General features: G+C 66.0%; 37 protein-coding genes, 1 tRNA gene and 1 other RNA gene. 22 read left to right on the forward strand and 17 right to left on the reverse strand.

Features of this window, described 5'->3' with window-relative positions; translation table 11 throughout:
- Positions 1-40: 40 nt before the first annotated feature.
- The 3 genes from MKP15_RS04105 (at position 41) to MKP15_RS04115 (ending at position 2068) form a co-directional block, all read left to right on the forward strand.
- Positions 41-133: transfer RNA gene (locus tag MKP15_RS04105), tRNA-Ser, on the forward strand.
- A 226-nt stretch (positions 134-359) separates the two neighbouring features.
- Positions 360-713: a transfer-messenger RNA gene (gene ssrA / locus MKP15_RS04110) on the forward strand.
- A gap of 104 nt (positions 714-817) precedes the next feature.
- The gene (locus MKP15_RS04115; RefSeq protein ID WP_240211859.1) at positions 818-2068 is read left to right on the forward strand and encodes an integrase arm-type DNA-binding domain-containing protein; all 1251 of its coding nucleotides are present in this window, start codon (positions 818-820) and stop codon (positions 2066-2068) included.
- Here MKP15_RS04115 and MKP15_RS04120 read toward each other — a convergent pair.
- Genes MKP15_RS04120 through MKP15_RS04130 form a run of 3 tightly spaced genes read right to left on the reverse strand, consistent with a single transcriptional unit; the run spans position 2056 to position 2697 of the window.
- On the reverse strand, positions 2056-2250 hold the full coding sequence (locus MKP15_RS04120; protein ID WP_240211860.1) for an AlpA family phage regulatory protein: 195 nt from the start codon (positions 2248-2250) through the stop codon (positions 2056-2058). The genes MKP15_RS04115 and MKP15_RS04120 overlap by 13 nt on opposite strands.
- Positions 2247-2459, reverse strand: a complete 213-nt coding sequence (locus MKP15_RS04125) for a hypothetical protein (protein ID WP_240211861.1) — start codon at positions 2457-2459, stop codon at positions 2247-2249. The genes MKP15_RS04120 and MKP15_RS04125 overlap by 4 nt, the downstream gene beginning before the upstream one ends.
- Positions 2452-2697: a hypothetical protein gene (locus MKP15_RS04130; protein WP_240211862.1), complete on the reverse strand. Its 246-nt coding sequence runs from the start codon at positions 2695-2697 to the stop codon at positions 2452-2454. The genes MKP15_RS04125 and MKP15_RS04130 overlap by 8 nt, the downstream gene beginning before the upstream one ends.
- A 91-nt stretch (positions 2698-2788) precedes the next feature.
- Between MKP15_RS04130 and MKP15_RS04135 the strand changes: the two genes are divergently transcribed.
- Entirely contained in the window at positions 2789-3424 is a 636-nt protein-coding gene (locus tag MKP15_RS04135) for a hypothetical protein (RefSeq protein WP_240211863.1), read from the forward strand.
- Positions 3425-3440: 16 nt separating this feature from the next.
- Here the strand turns inward: MKP15_RS04135 and MKP15_RS04140 are convergent, their stop codons facing one another.
- The 11 genes from MKP15_RS04140 to MKP15_RS04185 all read right to left on the reverse strand — a co-directional run bounded on the left by MKP15_RS04140 (position 3441) and on the right by MKP15_RS04185 (position 8181).
- Entirely contained in the window at positions 3441-4472 is a 1032-nt protein-coding gene (locus tag MKP15_RS04140; protein WP_240211864.1) for a hypothetical protein, read from the reverse strand.
- Positions 4469-4726, reverse strand: coding sequence for a hypothetical protein (locus tag MKP15_RS04145; protein ID WP_240211865.1), 258 nt, complete (start codon positions 4724-4726; stop codon positions 4469-4471). The genes MKP15_RS04140 and MKP15_RS04145 overlap by 4 nt, the downstream gene beginning before the upstream one ends.
- Positions 4723-5169, reverse strand: a complete 447-nt coding sequence (locus MKP15_RS04150; RefSeq protein ID WP_240211866.1) for a hypothetical protein — start codon at positions 5167-5169, stop codon at positions 4723-4725. The genes MKP15_RS04145 and MKP15_RS04150 overlap by 4 nt, the downstream gene beginning before the upstream one ends.
- Positions 5166-5393 (reverse strand): sigma-70 region 4 domain-containing protein, encoded by a 228-nt coding sequence (locus MKP15_RS04155; RefSeq protein ID WP_240211867.1) that lies wholly within the window; start codon positions 5391-5393, stop codon positions 5166-5168. Before MKP15_RS04155 ends, MKP15_RS04150 begins: the two co-directional genes overlap by 4 nt.
- Positions 5393-6022 (reverse strand): lambda exonuclease family protein, encoded by a 630-nt coding sequence (locus MKP15_RS04160; protein ID WP_240211868.1) that lies wholly within the window; start codon positions 6020-6022, stop codon positions 5393-5395. The genes MKP15_RS04155 and MKP15_RS04160 overlap by 1 nt, the downstream gene beginning before the upstream one ends.
- Positions 6019-6729: an ERF family protein gene (locus MKP15_RS04165; RefSeq protein ID WP_240211869.1), complete on the reverse strand. Its 711-nt coding sequence runs from the start codon at positions 6727-6729 to the stop codon at positions 6019-6021. The genes MKP15_RS04160 and MKP15_RS04165 overlap by 4 nt, the downstream gene beginning before the upstream one ends.
- Before the next feature lie 128 nt (positions 6730-6857).
- Entirely contained in the window at positions 6858-7091 is a 234-nt protein-coding gene (locus MKP15_RS04170) for a hypothetical protein (RefSeq protein WP_240211870.1), read from the reverse strand.
- A gap of 85 nt (positions 7092-7176) precedes the next feature.
- The gene (locus MKP15_RS04175; RefSeq protein ID WP_240211871.1) at positions 7177-7353 is read right to left on the reverse strand and encodes a hypothetical protein; all 177 of its coding nucleotides are present in this window, start codon (positions 7351-7353) and stop codon (positions 7177-7179) included.
- Entirely contained in the window at positions 7350-7472 is a 123-nt protein-coding gene (locus MKP15_RS16955) for a hypothetical protein (RefSeq protein WP_275692470.1), read from the reverse strand. Before MKP15_RS16955 ends, MKP15_RS04175 begins: the two co-directional genes overlap by 4 nt.
- On the reverse strand, positions 7469-7783 hold the full coding sequence (locus MKP15_RS04180) for a hypothetical protein (RefSeq protein ID WP_240211872.1): 315 nt from the start codon (positions 7781-7783) through the stop codon (positions 7469-7471). The genes MKP15_RS16955 and MKP15_RS04180 overlap by 4 nt, the downstream gene beginning before the upstream one ends.
- Positions 7780-8181 (reverse strand): hypothetical protein, encoded by a 402-nt coding sequence (locus MKP15_RS04185; protein ID WP_240211873.1) that lies wholly within the window; start codon positions 8179-8181, stop codon positions 7780-7782. Before MKP15_RS04185 ends, MKP15_RS04180 begins: the two co-directional genes overlap by 4 nt.
- A 265-nt stretch (positions 8182-8446) precedes the next feature.
- On the opposite strand from MKP15_RS04185, the gene MKP15_RS04190 reads away from it, so the two are divergent.
- From MKP15_RS04190 to MKP15_RS04200, 3 genes are read left to right on the forward strand one after another with little or no spacing between them, the layout of a single operon-like run.
- A complete protein-coding gene (locus MKP15_RS04190) occupies positions 8447-8728 on the forward strand; it encodes a hypothetical protein (protein WP_240211874.1) in 282 nt (93 codons plus the stop codon).
- Positions 8725-9186: a type II toxin-antitoxin system HicB family antitoxin gene (locus MKP15_RS04195; RefSeq protein WP_240211875.1), complete on the forward strand. Its 462-nt coding sequence runs from the start codon at positions 8725-8727 to the stop codon at positions 9184-9186. Before MKP15_RS04190 ends, MKP15_RS04195 begins: the two co-directional genes overlap by 4 nt.
- Positions 9187-9196: 10 nt before the next feature.
- A complete protein-coding gene (locus tag MKP15_RS04200) occupies positions 9197-9484 on the forward strand; it encodes a hypothetical protein (RefSeq protein WP_240211876.1) in 288 nt (95 codons plus the stop codon).
- A gap of 91 nt (positions 9485-9575) precedes the next feature.
- Here the strand turns inward: MKP15_RS04200 and MKP15_RS04205 are convergent, their stop codons facing one another.
- Both MKP15_RS04205 and MKP15_RS04210 read right to left on the reverse strand, forming a co-directional pair.
- Positions 9576-9965 carry a hypothetical protein gene (locus MKP15_RS04205; RefSeq protein WP_240211877.1) on the reverse strand — a complete coding sequence of 130 codons (390 nt, stop codon included), beginning with the start codon at positions 9963-9965 and terminating at the stop codon, positions 9576-9578.
- The gene (locus tag MKP15_RS04210; RefSeq protein ID WP_240211878.1) at positions 9910-10434 is read right to left on the reverse strand and encodes a helix-turn-helix transcriptional regulator; all 525 of its coding nucleotides are present in this window, start codon (positions 10432-10434) and stop codon (positions 9910-9912) included. Before MKP15_RS04210 ends, MKP15_RS04205 begins: the two co-directional genes overlap by 56 nt.
- 62 nt (positions 10435-10496) lie before the next feature.
- Between MKP15_RS04210 and MKP15_RS04215 the strand changes: the two genes are divergently transcribed.
- The gene (locus MKP15_RS04215; protein WP_240211879.1) at positions 10497-10694 is read left to right on the forward strand and encodes a hypothetical protein; all 198 of its coding nucleotides are present in this window, start codon (positions 10497-10499) and stop codon (positions 10692-10694) included.
- On the opposite strand, the gene MKP15_RS04220 is transcribed toward MKP15_RS04215, so the two are convergent.
- Positions 10691-10858: a hypothetical protein gene (locus MKP15_RS04220; protein WP_161809409.1), complete on the reverse strand. Its 168-nt coding sequence runs from the start codon at positions 10856-10858 to the stop codon at positions 10691-10693. The two genes, MKP15_RS04215 and MKP15_RS04220, sit on opposite strands and share 4 nt — an antisense overlap.
- Between MKP15_RS04220 and MKP15_RS04225 the strand changes: the two genes are divergently transcribed.
- From MKP15_RS04225 to MKP15_RS04290, 14 genes are all read left to right on the forward strand, one after another.
- On the forward strand, positions 10857-11075 hold the full coding sequence (locus MKP15_RS04225; protein WP_240211880.1) for a hypothetical protein: 219 nt from the start codon (positions 10857-10859) through the stop codon (positions 11073-11075). The two genes, MKP15_RS04220 and MKP15_RS04225, sit on opposite strands and share 2 nt — an antisense overlap.
- 272 nt (positions 11076-11347) lie before the next feature.
- Positions 11348-11740: a hypothetical protein gene (locus MKP15_RS04230; RefSeq protein ID WP_240211881.1), complete on the forward strand. Its 393-nt coding sequence runs from the start codon at positions 11348-11350 to the stop codon at positions 11738-11740.
- A gap of 93 nt (positions 11741-11833) precedes the next feature.
- Positions 11834-12748 (forward strand): hypothetical protein, encoded by a 915-nt coding sequence (locus tag MKP15_RS04235; protein ID WP_240211882.1) that lies wholly within the window; start codon positions 11834-11836, stop codon positions 12746-12748.
- Positions 12745-14241, forward strand: a complete 1497-nt coding sequence (gene dnaB, locus MKP15_RS04240; RefSeq protein ID WP_240211883.1) for a replicative DNA helicase — start codon at positions 12745-12747, stop codon at positions 14239-14241. Before MKP15_RS04235 ends, dnaB begins: the two co-directional genes overlap by 4 nt.
- Positions 14238-14693, forward strand: a complete 456-nt coding sequence (locus tag MKP15_RS04245; RefSeq protein ID WP_240211884.1) for a recombination protein NinB — start codon at positions 14238-14240, stop codon at positions 14691-14693. The genes dnaB and MKP15_RS04245 overlap by 4 nt, the downstream gene beginning before the upstream one ends.
- Positions 14690-15070: a Ref family recombination enhancement nuclease gene (locus tag MKP15_RS04250; protein ID WP_240211885.1), complete on the forward strand. Its 381-nt coding sequence runs from the start codon at positions 14690-14692 to the stop codon at positions 15068-15070. The genes MKP15_RS04245 and MKP15_RS04250 overlap by 4 nt, the downstream gene beginning before the upstream one ends.
- Positions 15067-15390, forward strand: coding sequence for a hypothetical protein (locus MKP15_RS04255; protein WP_240211886.1), 324 nt, complete (start codon positions 15067-15069; stop codon positions 15388-15390). Before MKP15_RS04250 ends, MKP15_RS04255 begins: the two co-directional genes overlap by 4 nt.
- Positions 15387-15893 carry a hypothetical protein gene (locus MKP15_RS04260; protein ID WP_240211887.1) on the forward strand — a complete coding sequence of 169 codons (507 nt, stop codon included), beginning with the start codon at positions 15387-15389 and terminating at the stop codon, positions 15891-15893. Before MKP15_RS04255 ends, MKP15_RS04260 begins: the two co-directional genes overlap by 4 nt.
- Before the next feature lie 65 nt (positions 15894-15958).
- Positions 15959-16099, forward strand: a complete 141-nt coding sequence (locus tag MKP15_RS04265) for a hypothetical protein (protein WP_240211888.1) — start codon at positions 15959-15961, stop codon at positions 16097-16099.
- Positions 16100-16113: 14 nt separating this feature from the next.
- Positions 16114-16575, forward strand: a complete 462-nt coding sequence (locus MKP15_RS04270; protein WP_240211889.1) for a hypothetical protein — start codon at positions 16114-16116, stop codon at positions 16573-16575.
- A 221-nt stretch (positions 16576-16796) separates the two neighbouring features.
- Positions 16797-17210 carry a terminase small subunit gene (locus tag MKP15_RS04275; protein WP_240211890.1) on the forward strand — a complete coding sequence of 138 codons (414 nt, stop codon included), beginning with the start codon at positions 16797-16799 and terminating at the stop codon, positions 17208-17210.
- Positions 17194-18549, forward strand: coding sequence for a terminase family protein (locus tag MKP15_RS04280; RefSeq protein WP_240211891.1), 1356 nt, complete (start codon positions 17194-17196; stop codon positions 18547-18549). Before MKP15_RS04275 ends, MKP15_RS04280 begins: the two co-directional genes overlap by 17 nt.
- A complete protein-coding gene (locus MKP15_RS04285) occupies positions 18546-20579 on the forward strand; it encodes a hypothetical protein (RefSeq protein ID WP_240211892.1) in 2034 nt (677 codons plus the stop codon). The genes MKP15_RS04280 and MKP15_RS04285 overlap by 4 nt, the downstream gene beginning before the upstream one ends.
- Before the next feature lie 29 nt (positions 20580-20608).
- Positions 20609-21745, forward strand: a complete 1137-nt coding sequence (locus MKP15_RS04290; protein WP_240211893.1) for a hypothetical protein — start codon at positions 20609-20611, stop codon at positions 21743-21745.
- Positions 21746-21802: the final 57 nt, after the last annotated feature.

Below are 21802 nucleotides of genomic sequence, written 5' to 3' on the forward strand. Positions count from 1 at the left end.
CGCGCCCTGCCACGGAACACGCGGCAGGGCGAAAGAAAACGGAGTGATGCCCGAGAGGCCGAAGGGGCTCCCCTGCTAAGGGAGTATAGGGTCAAAAGCTCTATCGAGGGTTCGAATCCCTCTCACTCCGCCAGTTGAAGAACGTCTGCAAGCCCCGGGTTTGCGGACGTTTTTCGTTTCCGGGGCATGCCTGAGCGGGCCGCGATGCAAGCCACGGGCCAGGCATGACTGGAAGATGTCCGCCGGAGCACGCGCAGGTGACGCATCGCGCCACATCGCGTACCATGGCCGCTGTCGAGCATCGTCCACGCCGCATCGCGGATGCGGGCGATCAGTACGGAAGAATTCTTGAAGAAATCGGGGGTGCACTGGTTTCGACGGGGGTTGTGAAGTCGCTTGGCGCATGCCGAGGGGGTAGCTTTCCTCGTAAATCCAGCTGCACAACTCATAGTTGCCAACGACGACAACTACGCTCTGGCCGCTTAAGGCCTAAGCCCCGAAACAGCTTGTGTCCGTGCTCGCTGCGTAGGGTCATCATCACGGAATCGCATGGGGTGGCTGCCCGTCAGCCCCAAGCTAGATAAAGCGGGCTGGTTCTGGGATGCGCTTTGCGCGCCGTGCTGTTCCGGGGCGAGATACAACGGCGAGCTAAGCATGTAGTGCCGGGGATGGAGTGCCTTCGGACGGCGGTTCAATTCCGCCCACCTCCACCATAAACCGGGCCGAATCGGTCCGAATCAGGCCGGGAACCCAGCGGTATCAAGGGTTCCCGGCCTTTTTTGTGTCCTAAGCAGTCCGACCCGATCCGTTTCAATCCGTGCGACGGTGGGGGTACAAAGTGGGGTACCGGGGGCCATACCCCGAACTGATACCCCCAGCCATGCCCTTGTCAGACGCCGCCATCCGCCGCGCCAAGCCCGCCGACAAGCCCCAGAAGCTGTCGGACGGGGGCGGGTTGTACCTGCTCGTGCAGCCCACAGGAGGGCGCTACTGGCGGTTGAAGTACCGCTTCGGCGGGAAGGAGAAGCTTCTGGCGGTCGGTGTGTACCCGGACGTTCCGCTTGCCCTCGCCAGGCAGCGCCGCGACGAGGCTCGGCAGCTCCTGGCCAAGGGCGTCGATCCCGGGGAGCATCGCAAGGCCGTCGCCGCGGCGCGCGCCGAACTGGGCGCCAACACATTCGAGGTGATCGCCCGGGAGTGGCTGGGGAAGCGAGACTGGGTGGAGTCGTACCGCGTGAAGGTCGAAGCGTGGTTCGCCAATGACGTGTTCCCGTGGATCGGGAGCCGGCCCGCGGCCCAGTTGGAGGCGCCAGACTTCCTGGCTGTCGCGCGGCGCGTGGAGAAGCGCGGAGCGATCGAGTCGGCTCATCGGATCATGCAGAACTGCGGCCAGGTCATGCGCTACGCGATCGCCACAGGCCGAGCGGTGCGCAACCCCGTGGCCGACCTCAAGGGTGCGCTGGCGCCGGCACCCGATAACAACTTCGCCGCGGTGACCGACCCCAAGGAGCTCGGGCCACTGCTGCGGGCGATGCATGGCTACCGGGGAACTCCGATTGTCCAGGCGGCGCTGCAGCTGGCTCCCATGGTGTTCCTCCGCCCCGGGGAGCTACGCATGGCGCAATGGCGGGAATTCGACCTTCAAGAGCGCACCTGGACGATCCCAGCAGAGCGCATGAAGATGCGTCGCCCTCACACGGTCCCCCTGTCGGACCAGGCCATGGCAGTGCTGGCCGAGCTTCAACCCCTGACTTCGCGGAGCAGCTACGTGTTCCCGTCCGCGCGGTCACGAGACCGACCGATGTCGAGCAATGCTGTGTTGGCTGCCCTGCGACGGATGGGCTACGAGGTTGGGACGGTAACCGGGCATGGCTTCCGTGCGACGGCCCGAACAATTCTGGACGAGGTGCTGGGGTTCCGGCCGGACATCATCGAGCACCAGCTGGCACACGAGGTGAAAGACCCGAACGGGCGCTCCTACAACCGCACCGCACACCTGGCTGAGCGCCGGAGAATGATGCAGGTGTGGGCGGATTACCTGGACACGCTGAGGGGTCAGGCGGCCTGACCCCGTTTCTCCATCCTGGCGATGATCCAGGCATCGATCTCTGACTCCACCCAGGCCACGGATCCGCCCACGGGAATGGACGCGGGAAAACCATCGGTGGAGATGAGCTTGTACAGGGTCGACTTGCTGATGCCGACCTTCTTCAGCACGTCATCGCGCCGCAGGAGCTGCAGTTCGCTCATCGGCTACCTCCATTGCGTTGCAGGTTGGGGCGCTTGAACGGCGCCATGACCTTGTGGGCCTCGGCCTTGTCGCCGGCGGCCAGGTGGAACAGGGCGAGCGCGCGGGCCTCCCACAGGCGGCAGGTGCGCGGTGGCGCCCGCTCCAGGTCGACGCCAGACATACCGGCCAGCTGCCGGGCATGGTGCTGGATCTCGGCGAAGTCACGCATCGCTCGCCTCCTGCGGGCTGTCCGCTTCCTCTCCGCAGTCCGCGTCGCACCATGGCTCGCCGCACAGCGGGCAGCCGATCTCCTCTACCAATTCCGGCGCGCAGTTGTGGCAGGCATGTTCGCCGCCATACCACCCACCGCAACCAGACCAGCAGAAGCCTTGGCCACAGGTCTTGCAGATGCCTGCATCGCTCAGGTCCAGCGGCTCGTCGCACACGGCGCACAGTCCGATTGGCATATCACCGGCCATCCTTCACCCCCTGCGGGCGGGCCGCTCGAGCGCGCGGACGCATGGCAGAATGCCGCCCAATCCACAGGGGGACCAGGGAATGAGCATGCTGGATGGAGTGAGCCAGTGCTGGTGGTTGGGCAAGCAGTGCGTTGCCGACTGGGATGGCTGGGGTGCCGCGGTCGCCTTCCTCGGGGTAGTCGCTACCTCTGTCCTTGGGTTCTTTACATACCGCCTTGGCGTCGCAGCCAAGAATGCGAGTCAGGATGCTTTGGCCATTTCCGAAGCGAATCACAAGATTCAGGAGAGTGATCGGCGACGTGAAGCGCGCGTGATCCTTCAGTTCTTGCGTGGGGAGTTCATCTGGACCGCGGCGAGGATCGAGCGCTTTTGTGAAACTCTGGAAGCCGAGCAAATTGGCACGGACAGTCTTGATGACAGCCAGAGGATGAAGCTTGCCGAGATGGTTAGGTTTCTGGAAATGCCAGAAACCCAGTCCCTTATGTCTCGCCTCCACGTGCTCGACGATGCGAACGGAATGCTCCTTGCTCGAGTGCTTGGAGACTCGCGGGCTCACTACCGTGCCTTCGCGAAGTTCATTGACCCCGCCTTCGATCCGCCGGTGCACATGTACTTGGGGGGATTTAAGGCCGATGCCCTCCAGCTGTCTGAGGATCTTCGAAGACTCGCTGGCGTGTCGATTGCGCAACGGCCGGTAGAGATTGGATCGGCATAGTGCTCTGTACGAATAGCTAGCCACCGGGCACCCCCGCGCCGTGGCTGTTGGTCTGCGCCGCGTCCCGAGCGGCACGGAGTCGGTCCACCAGGTCGTCGGTAAGCTCGCCGTCCGCATCCGCGCGTTCGACCGCAGTCGCCGCTTCGACCAACGCGGCCAGAACTGCATCCCGCGCCTCGCTGCCGTCCTTGGGGCTGTCCAACCCACAGATGCACTCGGCACTTGAGGGCTGGGCATTGCAATAGTGCGCATGCAGCGGCTCGGCGGCGTCGCCCTTGGGGCTGGCGTCGAGTAGGGCCGCATGTAGCTTGCGGGCAACGCTTTCAGCATCGTGGGAGCACAGCATCTGGCACAGGAGCGGCATTGCGACCTTGCGGAACGCTTGAAGACCGATCCCCGGCGCTGCGGGGGTGCTGGCCGCGGCAGCCCTGGCAAGGATTCGGAACGCCTCGCGCGCGGTCTCCTTTTCCGCGATCTGCAGCGGGTCATGCTCGTCGGGCCACCGGGCGTTTGCGTATGCGCGCAGCGCGTCGCCAGGGAGAACTCCGGTCCTCTGCCACGCGAGAATTTCCTTGCAGCGCTCGATCAGATCGGCCGGCGCTGCGGTGACGGGGGCCGCGAACAACTGCGTGCCGGCATCGACGTTCTTGTGCCAACGCAGCTTGTAGTTGCGATGGTAGCTGCCGTTGGTGAAGCTCTCGACCGTCGCCACCGCCTCCTGCGCTGCGGTGACGGGGGCGGCGTAGAGCTTGCGCGCATCCGCAGGGCGGCTTGCCGTCACAACGTCGAAAGCCGCGCGGTCGCATTCTTTCCACGGCTCGCCGATGCCTCGACGCACCTGATACGCCGCCTCCTGCGCGGCGGCGGGCTGAGTAGTCAAGTTTTGCTTGACTACTGGCGAGGGCTGGGCATCCAGTGCGGCGGGCTGGGCTCCCAGCACTCTCGCGGCGGCAGCGCACAAAGCCATCATGCGTACCGTCGTCGTGTTCCCGGTCGCGGCGTCCTGCAGTCCTGCTATCAAGCTCTGCTGCTCGTTGTGTGCGTTCATGCGGCTTGCTCCATGGCGGCCAGGTCGATCTCGTCCACGCGGTCGCGCAGCTGGCGCTTGGCGTGGCGCAGGACCTTGGCGATGTAGGTGGGATCGGCGGTGGTGAAGAAGGTCCGGGCCTCCATGTGCAGCGCGCCTCGGTGGTCGCGGCGGAACAGGCGGTAGGTCACCGCGGATCCGTCGTCAGTCGGGAAGCGGCCCCAGCTGAGGCCTTCATTGCGCTTCGGCGCGCGGCGGGTGAAGTGGCGGTTCACGGCTTCACCTCCGCCGGCAGCAGCTTCTGCTGGTGCATATGCTCGATGACCGTCTGCCCATTCGGCAGCAGAATGTGGGATAGGAACGCGGCTTCGAACGTCAGCATCCCGATTTCGATGGCCGTGACCTGGCCCTTCACCCAGTCGCGGAGGATTGAGTAGACGGCGATGCCGCCGATCTTCAGCGCCTTGGCTTCGTGGTCCGCCCTGGTTCCGCGTGTCCTGCTGGTGAACGGGTGTGCCCTCAGCCATGCCACGGCGTAGCCCTTCGCACTGGCGCGAAGTTGCACCTGCCGGCCGTGATGCTCGAACTGAACGAACAACTCGCCGGTCTCGTAGTCCTCGCCGGTGGCGAACCGCTGGCAGCCGAACGCGCGCAGCATCTTCTGGATTTCGCCGATGGCCTTGTCGCCGCTGGTGGCGTTCTCGTAGGGCAAGTTCACGCTGCCTTCCTCCACTTCGTAGCCAGGGAATCCCACGTCAGCGGGTGCGGGCGCTTCTTGATCCGCTGGTAGGCGGCGTCGGGCGAGATGCCCAGCCGGCGCGCAATCTGGGCTGTCGTGCAGAGCTGTCCCTCGACCACGTGCGCGTACAGCGCAGCCCGGGCGGTACCGCCGCGGCGCGATCCGGCGCGGCTCTCTTCGGGTTGGAAGGTGACGGTGCCCATCAGGCGGCCTCCGGCATGCGGCGCAGCTCGTCAACGATCTTCTCCACGTCCAGGTCGGCCGCCTTGATCGCGGCGCGAAGCTCGGCGATGGCCGCCTCGTCGCGCTCCACGCGCGTGATGGCCAGCTGCAGGCGGTCGGGGAAGCGCGGGTCGTAGCTCACCGCGTCCACCCAGGGCGCGCCGACGACCAGCATCTGGTGCTGCAGCTGCCAGCGGTACTCGACCGCATGCGCGCCGGTGCGCAGGGCTTCCACGTGCTTCTGCATGCTGGCCGGGCACTTGATCTCAACCAGTCCGTCGCCCACCAGCCCATCGGGGCTGCACCCGGTGTTCGGGAGCTCGCTGCACAGCACGAAGCCGGCTTCCTCGACGGCGCGGCCGGTGATGAAGCTGTAGGCGTCCCGCGCCTCGGCCTCCAGTTCGATGCCCCGATCCATCGCCGAGTTGCGGTAGGTCTCCACCGGTTGGCCGGTCAGGCGCTCAACGGCCAGTAGCGCGAGCAGGTTGGCCCGGGACGCGCTCGGGCCGGACTTCGTGCGGGCCATCAGGTCAGCGGCGCGCGAAGCGGTGAACATGCCGCAGCGCGCCAGCATCCAGTCCTGCGATTCCTGAGCCTCGTTCGCCTTCATGCCTTGACCTCCTTCGCCCGGGCGGCCCACAGGGCGCGGATCTGGCGCATGGCCGGAGCAGGGATGCCGGTTTTGGTGCGCAGGTCCGCGGCGATCCGGTCCAGGTCATCCTTGTCCAGGGCGTCCTTGATCGCGTCCGCCCAGCTGGTGATGTCGAAGCCGGTGGAGGCGGTGAAGGCGTCGTCGTCCTCGCCGTGGCTGGTGAGGTTGAGCAGCGCGCCGGCGGTGTACCGCTTGCCGTAGCTCACGCTGGAGGCCACCGCCTGCACAGCGTTCTTGTTGCCGCTAGGGTCGGCCGGCAGCTTGATCGTGGTTTCCTCCCGGTGGCCGCCCTTGTGCGACAGGACGCCGGTGACGGCAATACCGTCGGAGAAGTCGGTGCGGAATGAGAGGGCAAAGCCGAACTGCTTCATGATCGGCTTGATCGCGGCGTTGATGTCCTCCCACAGGGCGTAGGTGTAGCGCCCCGCAGCGTTGCCGCGCTCGCCGATGCTGGGCAGGGCGTCCTGCATCTCGGCCAGGTCCGCGGCGAAGTCGGCGGCGGCCTGGCGCTGCTGGATGCGCTCGTGCATCTGCATCAGGCGCTCCATCTTCTCGATGTCGCAGTTCGGGTCGGCCGCTGCGCGCGAGATGACGGAAAGGATGGTCGCGCCCTCATTCCGGGGCTGCGGGTAGTTTTCGGGTGCGGCTGCGACTACAGCGTTCATCGATAGCTCCTGCCGGCGTTGCCGGCGTTGCGGGAATAAGTGCCGGGATTGCCCGCCCGGCCGGGGTGCGGAACTGAGGGGATGGCAGTTCCGCGGGTGCCGCCCGAGGGGAGCGGGCGGCAGGGGGATCAGCGGGTGTCGCGCTTGCGCTGCTCGGGGAAGCTGCGCGGGCGGATGAAGTCGGTGCGGCGACGGGTGAGCCGGCGATGCTCACGGCGGCAGGCGCGGACGATCAGCACCAGCAGCCAGAGGCACAGGAGAGCCAGAGGCAGCACGAAGGAGTCGGCGCGCACAATTACGGCGCGGCGGGCCATGTCGGCGAAGAACACCAGCGCCGCGGTGTAGAGGGCGAGGCGGATCACGGCTGCACCTGCACTGCGCACCACAGCGCGGTCAGGTACATGGCGGTCATTGCCGAGTAGCCGAGCGCGGCCCATGCGAGGCGCTTCATGCGGCACCTCGCTTGGCCTTGCTAACGTAGTAGTCCAGCCGCGTGGCTTTTGCGTTCTTGTTTGCTGCAAACGCATTCGCTTCGACTCGCGTGTCGAAAACGGCAACTGGGTACGGAACGTTGAAGGCGCAGGGGGAAGTGGTGACAGCCATCACGACGTAGACGGTGCTCATCCCATCGCTCCCAGCAGCAGAGCGAATCCAGCACCAGCGACAAACGCCAGCACAGCGATGACGACCATGTCGCGCGCGGTTTGCTTCGCCGCGGTTTTGAGGGCTTGTTCGAAGCTCATGCCGCGGCCTCCACCTGGCGAGCGATAGCTCGCTGTGCACCCCACACCCGGAAGTCCATCGCTTCCTCGTGGTATGCCTGCGCATGAGCCAGCATGGTGCGGAATCCGTTCATCGCGGCGTGGTCGCCACGGTCGCCGCGCTCCTGGATCTCGCGGACAACGCCGGCCATCTGCACGCACAGCTTGTAGCCGGCGATCTCGTCCAACTTGGCGAAGAAGTCAGCCTGCTGGCTAGCGTCCATCTCCCAGAACACCTCGGCCAACTCGGCCGGGCCGAGGTCCACGCTGGTCATCACGTCGATAGCGCTCATGCCGCAGCCTCCGGAGCGAACCGCGATTCGCTGTTCGCCGCTGCCTCGGCAAGGTCGCGCAGGTACACCGACCGGCTGGCCGACGCCTCGCGGGCAACCGCGGCGATCTTGTCGATCACAGGCTGGGGCAGGGATTCCAGGTCGGACCCAAGGATCTTCCCGGTCGGGGGGATACGGTCGCCAATGTCCGCGAACATCGACTCGATGCCGGCATAGGCGCCCTCGCTCAGGGTCCCGGACATCCACTGGTCCGCCTCGGCGACCTTCGCCGGGTTTGCCCGGTACTGCTCGATCAGGGCGTCAATGCGCTCGGCAAGCGCTTCGCCATCCTCAGACGGCGCCTGGTCGTCGTAGGCCCGCTGTGCGGACCGGCTCATCGTCTGGTGCTGCAGTGCCATCCCAGTCTCCAAGCCCCTCCGGGTATCCGGGTGTCGTGGGGCGTCGGAGCAAGTAAATCATCGTTGACCGATGTCGGTCAACAATAATTTACTGTTTCGATGCGCCAAGCCTGAATGACTAACATCCCGTTCAGAAATGTAAGGCCCTCATCCTGATTTCACTGAATTGGTTACGATGCGTTCTACGGGGTGTGCCCTTTATGGGATCGTTACCATGTTTCGGTAACTATTTTTTAGTTACACTAAGTCAACGGAGCACGACTGGATGTCGAAGCACGACAAGACCTTGGAGAGGATGCGGCGGCGGCCCCCGCCATCCGATGTGAGTTGGGACGCGATGGCCGCATTGCTTGAGAGCCTCGGATACAGGCCGCTGAAGGCGGGAAAGACAGGGGGATCTCGGCGCAAGTTCTACAACAAAGAAAAGGATGCTCTGATTTGTTGTCATGAGCCCCATTCACCGGCCAAAGTTGACAAAGGCTGCGTGGCAGATGTGGTAGATCACCTAACAACGTATGGCTTCATAAAGGACGTTGAACAAAAATGAACATCATCAAGTACGCCGGCTACGAAGGGACTGCAGAGCTGGATCTTGAACTTGGCGTGTGCAGAGGAAAGATCCTGTTCATTGATGACCTGGTCACGTATCAGGCTGACACACCGAAGGCGATTGAGACTGCCTTCAAGGAAGCTGTTGACGACTACGTGGAGACATGTAAGGAGCTTGGTCGTCAGCCCCAGAAGCCTTTGAGTGGGGTCTTCCAAGTTCGTGTTGGGGCTAATTTGCACAAGATGGCCCGCTTGCGCGCGACAGCTGATGGGGTCACTTTGAATGAAGTTGTGTCCGCGGCTCTTGATTGCTATGTGAATGGGACAAGCCACGTCACCAACAATCATAGCTATCAGCACATCACGGTTGCTGACGCTGACACCTTTGCGCTCTACACCGCGTCGATCGCTACCAATAAGGCAATCAAGGGAGCACTGACCAGTGTCATCCACTAAGGCTCCTGAGATGTCTAGTTCTTTGCCCAGCAACATGGCTACGAGCATCTATTCGATCAAAGAGCTTGGCAGCCTGATCGCCGAAAGCAACGATTTGGATTCGGGGAAGTATGAAGTTGTCATTGAGTTCAAGCTTGGCAGCATCCAGCTTGGTGATGAAAAGCAGATAGATGCGGCAACAGTTCCTGCTATGGCTGTCGGCATCGGTGGAGTTGGGCTCAGGCCTTTCTCTGGAAATGACGATGGAGCTTTCATCATCGACCATGTGAAGAAAGCCAAGGCGAAGAATCCAAAATAGATCTGCAGAGCCCCGCTTCGGCGGGGCTTCTTGTTGCCTGTCGTAAATTGGGATGCCGCTGACGAAAAGCCCGGCCGTAGCGGGGCGCAGGTCAGCTCACTGGCAGTGCATCTTCCAAGCAAGCCCCGGTCTCGGCGGCATCGACATAGCCATGCATGCGGTCAAGCAGGTCGTCTAGCTGCGGGCCTGTCAGGTCAGACAGGTAGGGCGCGCCCTTGGTCATCAGGAAGTGGGTGACCGCGATCTGCCAGCCGTGCGTATTTGCGATCACCATGATCTTGTGCATCTTCCAGGCGCGCTCGGAGACGTCGACGGGCTGGTGAGCCGACCAGTCGGGTAGTCGAGTGGGGGAGCCCTCTGCCGAGTCCTCGATCGACTCCCTCACAAGCGTGAGTCGCGGCGACGCTCCACGTTCTGCATGCAGCTCAGCGCTTCTTGCCGCCAGCCTTTTTGCCAGTTCCTCGAACTTGGTCTTCCCCATCCTTTGCCCTCCTCACCCTCTCTTCCAGAATCTTGGTGAGGTCGATGACGTTGGCGCCCGTCACGGGCTTTCCGAACTCGATCACGACCTCATAGGCCGCCTCGAGCATGATGGGATCCTCCACGAAGTCTGGTGGGTCACCAACTTCCTGTAGGTACTTCCTCAGCACGACGACGGTCCCGGCCATGATGTCGAAGTCGGGTCGCTGAGGTTGAGACTCTTCAGAGCCGGCGGAAGAAGCGGCCGCCGAGGCTTCCTTGGGCAACTTGCCGGACGTAATCCACTCCATCCGCACCTGGAAGTGACTGGCCCAGCGCTGGATGTACTCGGGGTTCGGCTTCTTGTTCAGGCCGTTCTCCAGGCGCCAGACGTACTGCTTCGTCGTGCCAGCAATCGCGCCGAACTCCGGCTGTCCAAGGTTGTGCTCGAGCCGCAGCTCTTTGAGTCGGTCGCCGATCATGTCAAGCATGATTGACTGAATACGGTAAATGATGGTTGACGGCCATCGGTAAACGATGATTTACTGACTGCATGGACATGACCAAGCAGGCAGTCAAAGCGGCCCTCGGATTCCAGAAGGACACCGAGCTGGCCACCTTCTTCCAGACCACGAAGCAAGCCGTCGGAAACTGGCCCGACGACGAGCCGCTGCCCGAAGGTCGACAGTGGCAAGCGAGAGCGCTCCGCCCGGACCTGTTCCCTGCGCCCGCGAAGGGCGAGGCGGCCTAGTGTTCGCCTTCGCTCAACAGCCTGGCGAGCTCCTTCTCCAGGGCAGCGACCAGATGCGCAGCCATCGCGTAGTGGTGGTCGCTGCGACCTTTCCAGCTGTCCCTCTCGGCCTTGGCTCGTTCCAGCCTCGCCAGTGCCGCGTCGATCTGTTCGGAGGTGGCCATGTCTGAGAAGACCTCGGATCGGTTGCTCACGGCCCATGGCCGCATGTTGGAGTGGTGCGCCGCCAATGGCGGGGTGCCTGCCGGCTATGCAGAGGATGCCATGGCCGAGATCGGTTTCTGGGCCTTGGTCGAGCAGCGTACCAATGCCGAGTTCGCGGCGGCGATGTTCGCCCAGTGGCAGCAGACGCAGCTGGCACGTGAAGGGGTGGCAGCCTGACATGGCCACGTCAGCGCCCCGGGAACGGCACGACCACGCCGGGCCGGGTGGGGCGCTGCCTTTCGCGCTTCGGGATGAAGCGCACGGACACCCGATCACCGCGGCGGCTGATGGCGTAGAGCCGGCCGCACATGCGCTGCAGCACTACGACGTTCTGCGGGCACTTCTCCACTGACTCCACGCGGCTCGGTCCTTCGGGGCTGGGCCTTTATTTCGACCTGATGAGCCTGTCCCACGCAGTCCCACGCGGTGGGACCACCGAGGAAACCACCATGGCGGACCACCAACTGCCCCTGTTCTACGAGACCTACGAGGACGCCATCCGCGACTGCGTTACCGCCTTGGGCGGGAACAAGGTCGTGGGCTCGACGCTCTGGCCGGCCATGCCGGCGGACGAGGCCGGCCGGAAGCTGGCGCACTGCCTGAACCCCGACAAGCGCGAGAAGCTGGACCTGGGCGAGCTGCGGCTGATCCGCCGTGCCGCGCGCAAGGCCGGCGTGCACATCCTGGCGCACTACGAGGCCCGGGACGCGGGCTACACCGAGCCGCAGCCGCTGAACCCTGAGGACGAGGCCGCCCAGCTGCAGCGCGAGTTCATCGCCGCGGTGAAGGGGCTGGAGGCACTACAGGGCCGCATGGCGCGGCTGGGCGGGGTGGCGGCATGAGGCACATGACCGATCCCCTGGAAAGGGCCATCTGGCTGGTCCAGCAGCGCTGGCACATCGCCGGCTGCCTGCAGCTGCTGCGGGGTGCTGGCCATGCGTGACTACGCCAAGGTGATGCCCACCTTCTGGACGGGCGAGACCGGCAAGGCGATCCGCCGAAGGGGTCCGGAAGGGGTCATCTGCGCTCTGTACCTGATGTCCTCGCCAGCCTCGAACATGCTGGGCCTGTACTACCAGCCCATCCTCTACATGGCTCACGAGACCGGGCTAGGGGTCGAAAGGGCCTCCGAAGGGCTGAAGGTGTGCATCGAAGAGGGCCTTTGTAGCTATGACGAAGGGTCCGAGTTCGTGTGGGTACACGAGATGGCTACCTTCCAGATTGGCAAGGGTTTGAAGGCCTCGGACAACCGTTGTGTGGGCGTGCAGCGGGACTACGACAGCCTGCCGGACAACCCGTTCCTCGGTGCCTTCTTCGACCGCTACAAGGCCGATTTCCACCTGACGCGCAGAAGGGGTTCGGAAGGGCCTTCCCGACCCCTTTCAAGCCAAGAGCAGGAACAGGAGCAGGAACAGGAAGAAGAGCAATCCTCACTTCGTTCGGATTCGCAGCCGCCGGCCGACGCCGTCGACCTGCTGCCGGACGCCCCGCAAGCCGCAACCGTGCATCCGCACCCTGGCGGCAAGACGGCCGAGATCGTCCTGGCTGCCTACCACCAGCTGCTGCCGAGCTGCCAGCGCATCGTGGTGCTGAACCCGAAGCGCCAGCGGCGGGTGCTGGCCGCGGACAAGCTCGCCCGCCAGCTGTGCCGGCAGTTGGGCTGGGAGTACGACGCCACGGCCTTCTGGCAGGCCTACTTCGAGCAGTGCGCCGCTGACCCGTGGCTGCGCGGCGACGTGCCGAACCCGAACAATCCGCGGTGGAAGCAGAACCTGGACGTGCTGCTGGCCGAGGACCGCTTCGCGCAGATCATGGACCAGGCCGTGACCGCGCTGGGGGATGCGGCATGACCGCGCCGATCGACACCCAGGGCGAGCTGGAGCGGATGGCGGCTCTGTACGCCGGCGCCAAGGCGTCCCCGGCGCCGCAGGGCGCCCGTGTTCCCCCGCACAGCATCGACGCCGAGCAGGCCGTGCTGGGCGGCCTGATGTTGGTGGCGCGGGCCTGGTGGAACGTGGCGGACGTGGTGACGGCCGAGGACTTCTACCGCCGTGACCACCAGCTGATTTTCCGGGCCATCGCCGAGTTGGCCGCCAAGGAGCAGCCATTCGACGCGGTGACCATCGGCGAGTGGTTCGAGTCTCGCGGCAAGCTGGATCAGGTGGGCGAGGGTGCCTACCTGCTGGAGCTGGCCAGCACCACGCCGTCGGCGGCGAACATCCGGGCCTATGCCGAGATCGTGGCCGACAAGGCCAGGCTGCGGCAGCTGATCGAGGTTGGCACGGCCATGGTGAACGATGGGTTCGCCCCGGACGGCCGCAGCAGCGTGGAGCTGGTGGGCGAGGCACAGAGCCGTATTGGCGGCCTGCTGGACAGCGAGCCGTGCGAGCTGGAGTCGGTCGCGCCTGTGATGCAGCGGGTCTACGACCGCCTATCCGAGCGCGCCACGGCCGGCACCCAGGTGCATGGGCTGTCCACGGGCATCACGGACCTGGACGCACTGCTGGGCGGCCTGCAGCCGGGCGGGCTGTACGTCCTGGCAGCACGCCCGAAGATGGGCAAGACCACCTTGGCGCAGAACATCGCCGAGTGGGTGGCGCTGCAGCAGCACAAGGCCGTGGCGGTCTTCAGCTTCGAGATGCAGCCCGAGGAACTGGGCGATCGCATGCTGGCGAGTATCGGCGGGATCGACGGCCAGCGGATCCGATCGGGCGAGCTGGACGACAACGACTGGAGCAACGTCACCCGCGCAATGAAGCGTCTGCGCGAGGCCGCCATCTTCGTGAGCCGGCCGCGCAATGCTCGCGTGGAGCATGTGGTCGCGCAGGTGCGCCGGCAGCATGCCCGCAACCCGCTGGGCCTGGTGGTGATCGACTACCTGCAGCTGATGACCGTGGTGGGAGACAACCGTGCGGCCGGCATCGGCGAGATCACCCGGGCGCTGAAGCTGATGGCGGCCGAGTTGAAGGTGCCGGTGCTGCTGCTGTCCCAGCTCAACCGGGACCTGGAGAAGCGGCCCGACAAGCGCCCCATCGTCTCGGACCTGCGCGACTCCGGCTCCATCGAGCAGGACGCCGACGCGGTGGTGTTCATCTACCGCGACGAGATCTACGACCGGCACACCCGCTACCGCGGCACGGCCGAGCTGATCGTGGGCATCCAGCGCAATGGCCCGTCCGGCGACGTGCGTGTGCTGTACCAGCCCGAGCAGTTCCGGTTCTCGAACCTGCCGGAGTACTGGCAGCCGGCGCCCATCGCCACCACGCCCGACAAGCCCGCGAAGGCGGCCGGCTTCGGCCGGATGAAGACCACGGCTGCTGCGGCAAGGGCAGGTGACCAATGAGTACCTTCATCCTCCGGGCCGAGAACGCCAGGGACCGCATGGCCGCGGCCTGGCGCTTTGCCTGCCAGTACCTGGAGCTCGGCCGGGCCGTCCGCGTCGAGGTCAAGGAGTGCAAGTCCACCCGTAGCCTGGAGCAGAACGCGATGCTCCACGCCATCTGCGAGGACATCGCCCAGCAGCGGCAGTGGGCCGGCCGCTGGATCGACAAGGAAGGCTGGAAGCGCCTGCTGGTCGACGCCTGGGCGCGCACCGAGAGCCGACAGCAGGGCGACATCGTGCCATCACTGGACGGCGCGAGCGTGGTGAACCTGGCCGTGCAGACCCGGACGATGTCCGTGGGCGACATGGCGGACCTGATCACCTTCGCGCAGGCCTGGGCCGTGGACAACGGCGTGCGGCTCAACGAGCCGCGGTATCGGGACTACGGCGAGCAGCCGCGGAGGGTGGCATGAAGCGCGGACGTTCCACTGGCAACCCTACGGTCGCCCAGCAGCAGCGTATGGACGCGATCCGCGAGATCGGCTGCATCGTCGCGCACTCGCTGGGCCTCGGGCATGTCCCCTGCGAGGTCCACCACCTGACCATCGGCGGCAAGCACGGCGCCAAGCGACGCGGCCACGACTTCACCGTGGGCCTGAACCTCTGGAGCCACCGCGGCGAGCCCTTCGGCGGCATGTCGGCCGAGACCTGCGAACGCCTGTTCGGCCCTTCTTACGCCAAGCAGCCCCGCCGGTTCCGGCAGGAGATCGGCAGCGACGACTACCTGCTGGACCTGCAGAACACCCTGATCGAGAAGCACACGAAGGAGGGCCGCCCATGGGCAGCATGAGCGAGAACGAAACCAAGCCGGTGGTGGTGGACCACACTGTTGCGGCGCAAGTTGCCTGCGAATCGCACGGAGAGGGCTACGGCATCGATTGGATTTGGCATCACGACGGCATTGGCCTATTGCACCCGCAATCCGCCATCGACCGCCTGACCGCAGAGCGGGATGCAACTTTGGCGGATGCGAGACGGCTTCGTAGCGTGATCGACTACGCGCTCGCGCAACACAACTATGGTGCTCATCCTCGGCAGAATCACTGGGCGGCAAAGGCAATGAGTGAGCTTGCCGCCATGGACGCCGCGCGCTTGGAGCGTGGGGCATGACCGCTCTACGCCTGACCTTTGGCATAGACCCGGGCCTGACCGGTGCGATCGTGACCCTGCTGGACGGGGTGGCCGGCCCGATGATCGACATGCCCACCCGGCGTGTGGATGGCTGGGGCGAGATCGACGCCCGGGCCCTGGCCACCTTCATTCGCGAGCAGCGCAGTGCGCACCCCGGCGCCTACGTGTCGGCCTGCGTCGAGAAGGTTGGCGCCATGCCGGGCGACGGCGGTACAAGCGCCTTCAGGTTTGGCGAGACCAGCGGCGGTATCCGTTTCACGCTCGACGTACTGGGCGTGCCGTACACCCGCGCCATCCCGGCGGTGTGGAAGCGTCAGTTCGCCCTGATTGGCAAGGAGAAGGACGCGGCGCGGCAGCTGGCTATCCAGCGGTTCCCTGAGGCCGCCCACATGCTGACCAGAAAGAAGGACAACGGGCGGGCTGATGCCCTGCTGATCGCGCTGTACGCGGACCAGCGCATGGCCAGCGGGGTGGCCGCTTGACCGACGCAACGGCCCGCATGTGGAAGCGCTACCGAGCCCGGGTTCGCCGCCATGGGCGCTGCTCGGTGTGCCAGTTCCGTGAGCTGAGCGACGGGGTGTTCCACTGCCGGCGCCAGCCGGACCGGCAGGGTGCGTGCGACATCGACGGTCGCCTGCCGGCGTTCCGATTGGACGACGAGGTCCTGGACGAGCTGCGAGATGCGTAGAGCGGGAGGATGCGATGGCCACTTCGAACCACGACACCAACCGAGACCCCACGCCGCGTAGGCAGGTGGAGCGCCGCATCAAGCCGGCCTTCTGCCTGGATGACTGTGCCACGGTGCAGGAGTTGGCCCAGCGGCTCCAGAAGCGCATCCGCCAGACGCTCTACGCCCGAGGGGCCGGCACGGTGGTGGCCATCAACAGCCAGGCCGAGGTCTACCTGCTCATGGCGGGGGAGGCCAGGACCGAACGCTTCTACGCCGAGCAGTACGACTGGGTGATGGGCACCTATGCGGAGTTGCCGATGGGCGGGGGCAATGCGGCGGTCCCTGACCTGCACGCCCTGGAAGAGGACATCCGCTTCCACCTGCCGGCATGGGCACTGGACGATGAGCCTGCCCAGTTGGACCAGGGAGCCGAGCGGCCCGTGCAGCTCCAGCTCCCGTTCCCTCCGTTGCATGAGATGGCCGCTGCCGCGTAATGGCGGCATGAGCGACCGCCAGACGCCCAACACCATCGATCCGTATCTCGAAGCGCCGGCCGGGGCGCTCTCTGCAGTACCGGCCCGACCAGCGGGCAGGTGTCGACAACAGCCCGCAGCCGACACGGAAGAGGCCGCGTGCGGCCGGCCGGGGGGCATGACCCTCGGTGACGCCATGACTTCCGGGAATCGGCGATCCACCACATCGGGAGGCTGAGCCCATGACGGGACTCACCCCCAAGCAGGAGGCGTTCTGCCAGCGGTACCTGGAGAGCGGCAACGCCAGCGAGGCCTACCGGCAGTGCTACAGCGCCGAGAAGGCCAAGCCCGAGACCATCAACCGCTCGGCGAAGGAGCTGCTGGACAACCCCAAGATCGCCGCAAGGCTTGATGAGCTCCGTGGGGTGGCACTGGCCGCACATGGGGTGACCATCGCCAGCCTGGTCGCCGAGCTGGAAGAGGCGCGCCAGGTGGCCAAGAAGCGGGAGCAGGGCGCCGCGATGGTCCAAGCAACCATGGGCAAGGCAAAGCTGGCCGGCCTGGACGAGGGCGAGAAGGACGACGACGACTTGCCACCACCGGTTGCCGTGACGGTCAACGTGGTCAGTGGGCGAAAGCGTGCCGACGCTCAATGAGCCCCAGGCGGCGTTCCTCCAGCTGCCGCACAAGTTCCGGGCGTTCGTAGGGGGCTTTGGCTCGGGCAAGACCTGGGTGGGGTGCGGGTCACTGTGCCGCCATGCCTGGGAGTTCCCGCGGATCCCCACGGGGTACTTCGCGCCCAGCTACCCGCAGATCCGCGACATCTTCTACCCGACGATCGAAGAGGTGGCCTTCGACTGGGGCCTGCGAGCGCAGATCAACCAGTCGAACAAGGAGGTGCACCTGTACGCCGGCCGGCAGTACCGCGGCACGGCCATCTGCCGGTCGATGGACAACCCGGCCAGCATCGTGGGCTTCAAGATCGGCCGCGGTCTGGTGGATGAGATCGACACGCTGAAGAAGCGGAAGGCACATGACGCCTGGCGGAAGATCATCGCCCGCCTGCGCGTGAAGGCGCCCGGCCTGCAGAACGGGATCGATGTGACGACGACGCCCGAGGGCTTCAACTTCGTCTACGAGCAGTTCGAGCAGATCCCGGGGCAGGAGCCGGCCAAGGCCGAGCTGTACGGCAAGGTCCACGCCAGCACCTACGACAACGAGATCAACCTGCCGGACGACTACATCGAGTCCCTGTTCGAGACGTACCCGGCGCAGCTGGTGAAGGCCTACATCAACGGCCTGTTCGTCAACCTGACCAGCGGCTCGGTGTACGCGGCCTACGACCGCAAGCTCAACGGCACCCTGGCCACGATCAGCGACGACGACCGGCTCCACGTGGGCATGGACTTCAACGTGATGAACATGACGGCCATCGTCTGCGTGATCCGGGCCGGCCAGCCGCTGGCGCTGGAAGAGTTCACCGGCGTCAGGGACACCCCGGCCATGATCGTGGCGCTGCGCGAGCGGTTCGGCGATCGGCGCATCGCGGTCTACCCCGACGCCAGCGGGGAGAGCTCGCACACCAACAACGCCAGCGTGTCCGACCTGGGGCTGTTGCGGGCGGCCGGGTTCGTCGTCCGGGTGCCGCCGGCCAACCCTCGCATCCGCGCTCGCGTGGTGAGCGTCAACGCGATGCTCTGCAATGCCAGGGGCGTGCGCCGCCTGCGGGTGAACCCGGTGGGCTGCCCCAAGTTGACCGAGGCGCTGGAGAAGCAGGCCTACGACGCCAACGGCATGCCGGACAAGACCACGGGCTTCGATCACCCTCCGGACGCACTGGGCTACTTCATCCACAGCCGGTTCCCGGCCATTGCCAGCGCAAGGGCGCCGACCTCCGTTGAACGGGGTCGGGTCATCACGCCTTATAGCCGCCAATGGCTCGAGCACAACGGCGAGGCAGCCGACGCGATGGAACGGAAGAGGAAGATGCTATGACCGGTCCAGGCGACCAGCTGGCCCAGGCGATCGAAGCAGACGAGATGGAGCAGGCGGAAGCCGAGCGCCGCGCTGCTGCCCAGATGGAGGAAGAGGGCGCGGTCAAGGCCTGGCTGAAGCGGATCGAGGAAGCACGCGAGTTCGACAAGGGCGCCCGGGAGGGCTACGCCAAGGACCGCACCTACTGCCAGGAGCAGGCCAACACCGACGTGTACGACGTGCGCGTGCCGATCGCCGGTACCTACGTCGGCATCCTGACCACGTTCCTGTATGCCCGTGACCCTGAGGTCAGCGTGGAGTTGGCCGAGGCCGTCTCACCGCGCATCAAGCAGGAGGCCAAGGCCTTCGCCACCACGCTGGAGATCGTCGTCGGCAGGCTCTGGAAGAAGGGCAAGCTGAAGGCCGCGGCCGACCCGCTGGTTCGCTCGGGCCTGAGCGTGGCAATCGGCTGGCTCAAGGCCGCGTGGCACCGGGAGACGGGCAGCAACCCGGCCCTGCAGCAGGAGATTGCCGGGCTGCGCTCCAGCCTGGCGGCGATCAGCCAGCTCCAGAGCGCCCTGGCCGAGGGCATGGTGGGCGACGACTCCGCGCAGCGCGCAGAGCTCGAGCAGCGCCTGCAGCAGGCCGAGGACGAGGCCGAGCGCATCATCTTCAACGCCCTGTGCATCGACTTCGTGCGGGCAGAGGACATCCAGGTGGCGCCCGAGTGCGCGTGCCTGCAGCAGTACGTGGACAGTCCGTGGATCGCACAACGCTTGTTCATGCCGATGGACAAGGCCAAGGCAGCGTACCCCGAGGTCGCCGACGTGCTGGGATCGGCAACGGCCTACTTCCGCATTCCGGGCAAGGCTGCAGACGGTGCGGGCTTCGGCGGTGCGGCCAGGGGCGACCAGGCTGACGCATTCTCCAAGGGGCCGGCCGGTGCCACTGACACCAGCAAGGCCTGCGTCTGCGTGTGGGAGGTGTGGAACAAGGAGACGGGGCACGTCATCACCCTGGCCGAGGGCTGCCCGCGCTACCTGCGCCAGCCGTTCAAGCCCGAGCAGCGGACCACGCGCTTCTACCCGTTCTTCAGCTGGGCCGTGATCTGGAACGACGGCGCACGCCACCCACAGTCCCTGGTCGATCGCTCGCGCTCGCTGCTGGACGAGTACAACCGCACGCGTACCAACTACCGGACCCACCGCAGCCGCGCGATCCCGAAAACCGGCTTCGATCGTGGAGCCCTGGACCCGCACGACGCCAAGAAGCTCGAAGGCGCAGTGGTGAGCGAGATGGTGGGGCTGGACCTGCAGGGCCAGCGTCCGGACCAGGTGGTGTTCCCGATCAGCTACAACCAGATCGACCCGGCGCTCTACGACACCCAGCAGATCCGCGCGGAGCTGGAGATGATCTGGGGTGTGCAGGAGGCGCTGTCCTCCAGCATCCAGACCGCCAAGACCGCGACCGAGGCCGACATCCAGCAGCAGGGCACGGAGTCTCGCATCGGCTACGCACGCGACAGCCTGGACGAGATGCTCTCCGAGCTGGCCGTCTATACCGCCGAGCTGGCGGTTTCACCCAACGGGCTGACGCAGGACGAGGCGGCGAACTGGGCCGGCGCCGATGCGCTGTGGTTCAACGTCCCCGAGCCGGAGATGCTGGACATGGTGGTGCAGGTGGACATCCGGGCGGGCTCGTCCGGCAAGCCGGCCACGGCCCTGCGCCAGCAGCAGTGGTCGATCCTGCTGCCGCAGCTGCAGCAGTCCGCCATCCAGATCGGTCAGATGCGCGGCTCGTCGCCGTTGGACATCGCCAACTGCCTCGAGCAGCTGGCCGTGGAGACGGTGAAGCGCGCCGGCGATACCAGCATCGACCCGTACAGCTTCATTCCGCAGGCGCCGGCACCGGTTGACCCTGCGCTCGATCCGATGGGTGGTGCCGCCATTGATCCGGCGATGGCTGCCGGTGCCGCCGACGGTGAGCCGCCGATCGATCCCGCAATGCTCGACCCGGCTGCGATGACGCCGCCGGCAATCACCCCTGTTTGACCCCACACGCCGCCAGCGAGGACACACACGTGCGTATTGACCAGAACGAACCCGACACCACCGCCATCGAGGATGACGGCGCTGCCGCCGCTGCCGCCCAGGCCGCGGCGACCGTCGCCAGCAACGACGGCAACCCCAACACCGAGGCGCTGGACGCCTTCAGCCAGGGCGTGGAGAAGGCCCGCGAGCAGGAAGTGCTGGAGGACGGTGGCGCGCCGGCTGCCGCCGCCGAAGGGGCGGCTGCAGACACCGCGGCTGCCGCTGATGGAGGCGCTGCCGCTGCCGGCGCTGGTGCACCTGGCGCCGAGGGCGGGGAGGGGGGTGAGCCGGACCCGGCGGCTGCAGCTGCCGCTGCGGAGGCTGCGAACCAGCCCGATGCGATCGACGCCGAGATCAAGGACCTGGGCATTTCGAACGAGCGTACCCAGAAGCGCTTCCGCGAACTGAGCGAGCGCGCGGCTGAGGCCGAGACGCTGCGACCGGACGCCGAGCGCGGCCGGCAGTGGGAGGAAACGATCAAGTCCACCGGTGCCGATCCGCAGCAGATGGGCAACGCGCTGAACTACCTCGCGGCGATCAACTCGCGCGACCCGGCGGCGATGGCGCAGGCCTACGACTTCATGCAGCAGGAAATGGCCTGGTTGGCGAAGGAGCTGGGCCGGCCGGCACCGGGCTACGACCCGCTGGCCGAGTATCCCGAGCTGGCCAAGCAGGTGGCCGACGGCGACATGACCAAGGCGGCAGCGGAAGAGCTGATCCGCACCCGTCGCGCTTCGGCCCTCCAGCAGGACAGCCAGCAGCGCCAGCGGCAGGCCATGGAGCAGTCGCACGCTGCCACCCAGGCGCAGGAGCAGGCGATGCAGGACGTGCAGGCGCTGGGCGCCCAGTTGCGTGCCGCCGACCCGCAGCACTTCGACGCCAAGTTCAAGGCCATCCAGCCCATGGTGGCGGTCATCCAGGACAGCCTGCCGCCCCAGCAGTGGGCCGTGGCGATCCAGAAGGCCTACCTGGCCGCACCCGCTCAGGTGGCACCTCCCGTGCAGCGCCAGCCGGCAGCGGCGCCCAACAACCCGGCCCGCGCCACTGGCGTGGACCTCAGCAAGGCCCCGACGAAGGAGAACGCCTTCGACTTCGGGGTGCAGCTGGCCAAGACGCAGGGCCGCTGATCCACCGTTGACTGACGTGCCGGCTGGCGCATATTGCGATCCAGCCGGCCAAAGCCG

Source organism: Stenotrophomonas sp. Y6 (assembly GCF_022436665.1).
Classification (GTDB): Bacteria; Pseudomonadota; Gammaproteobacteria; order Xanthomonadales; family Xanthomonadaceae; genus Stenotrophomonas; species Stenotrophomonas acidaminiphila_A.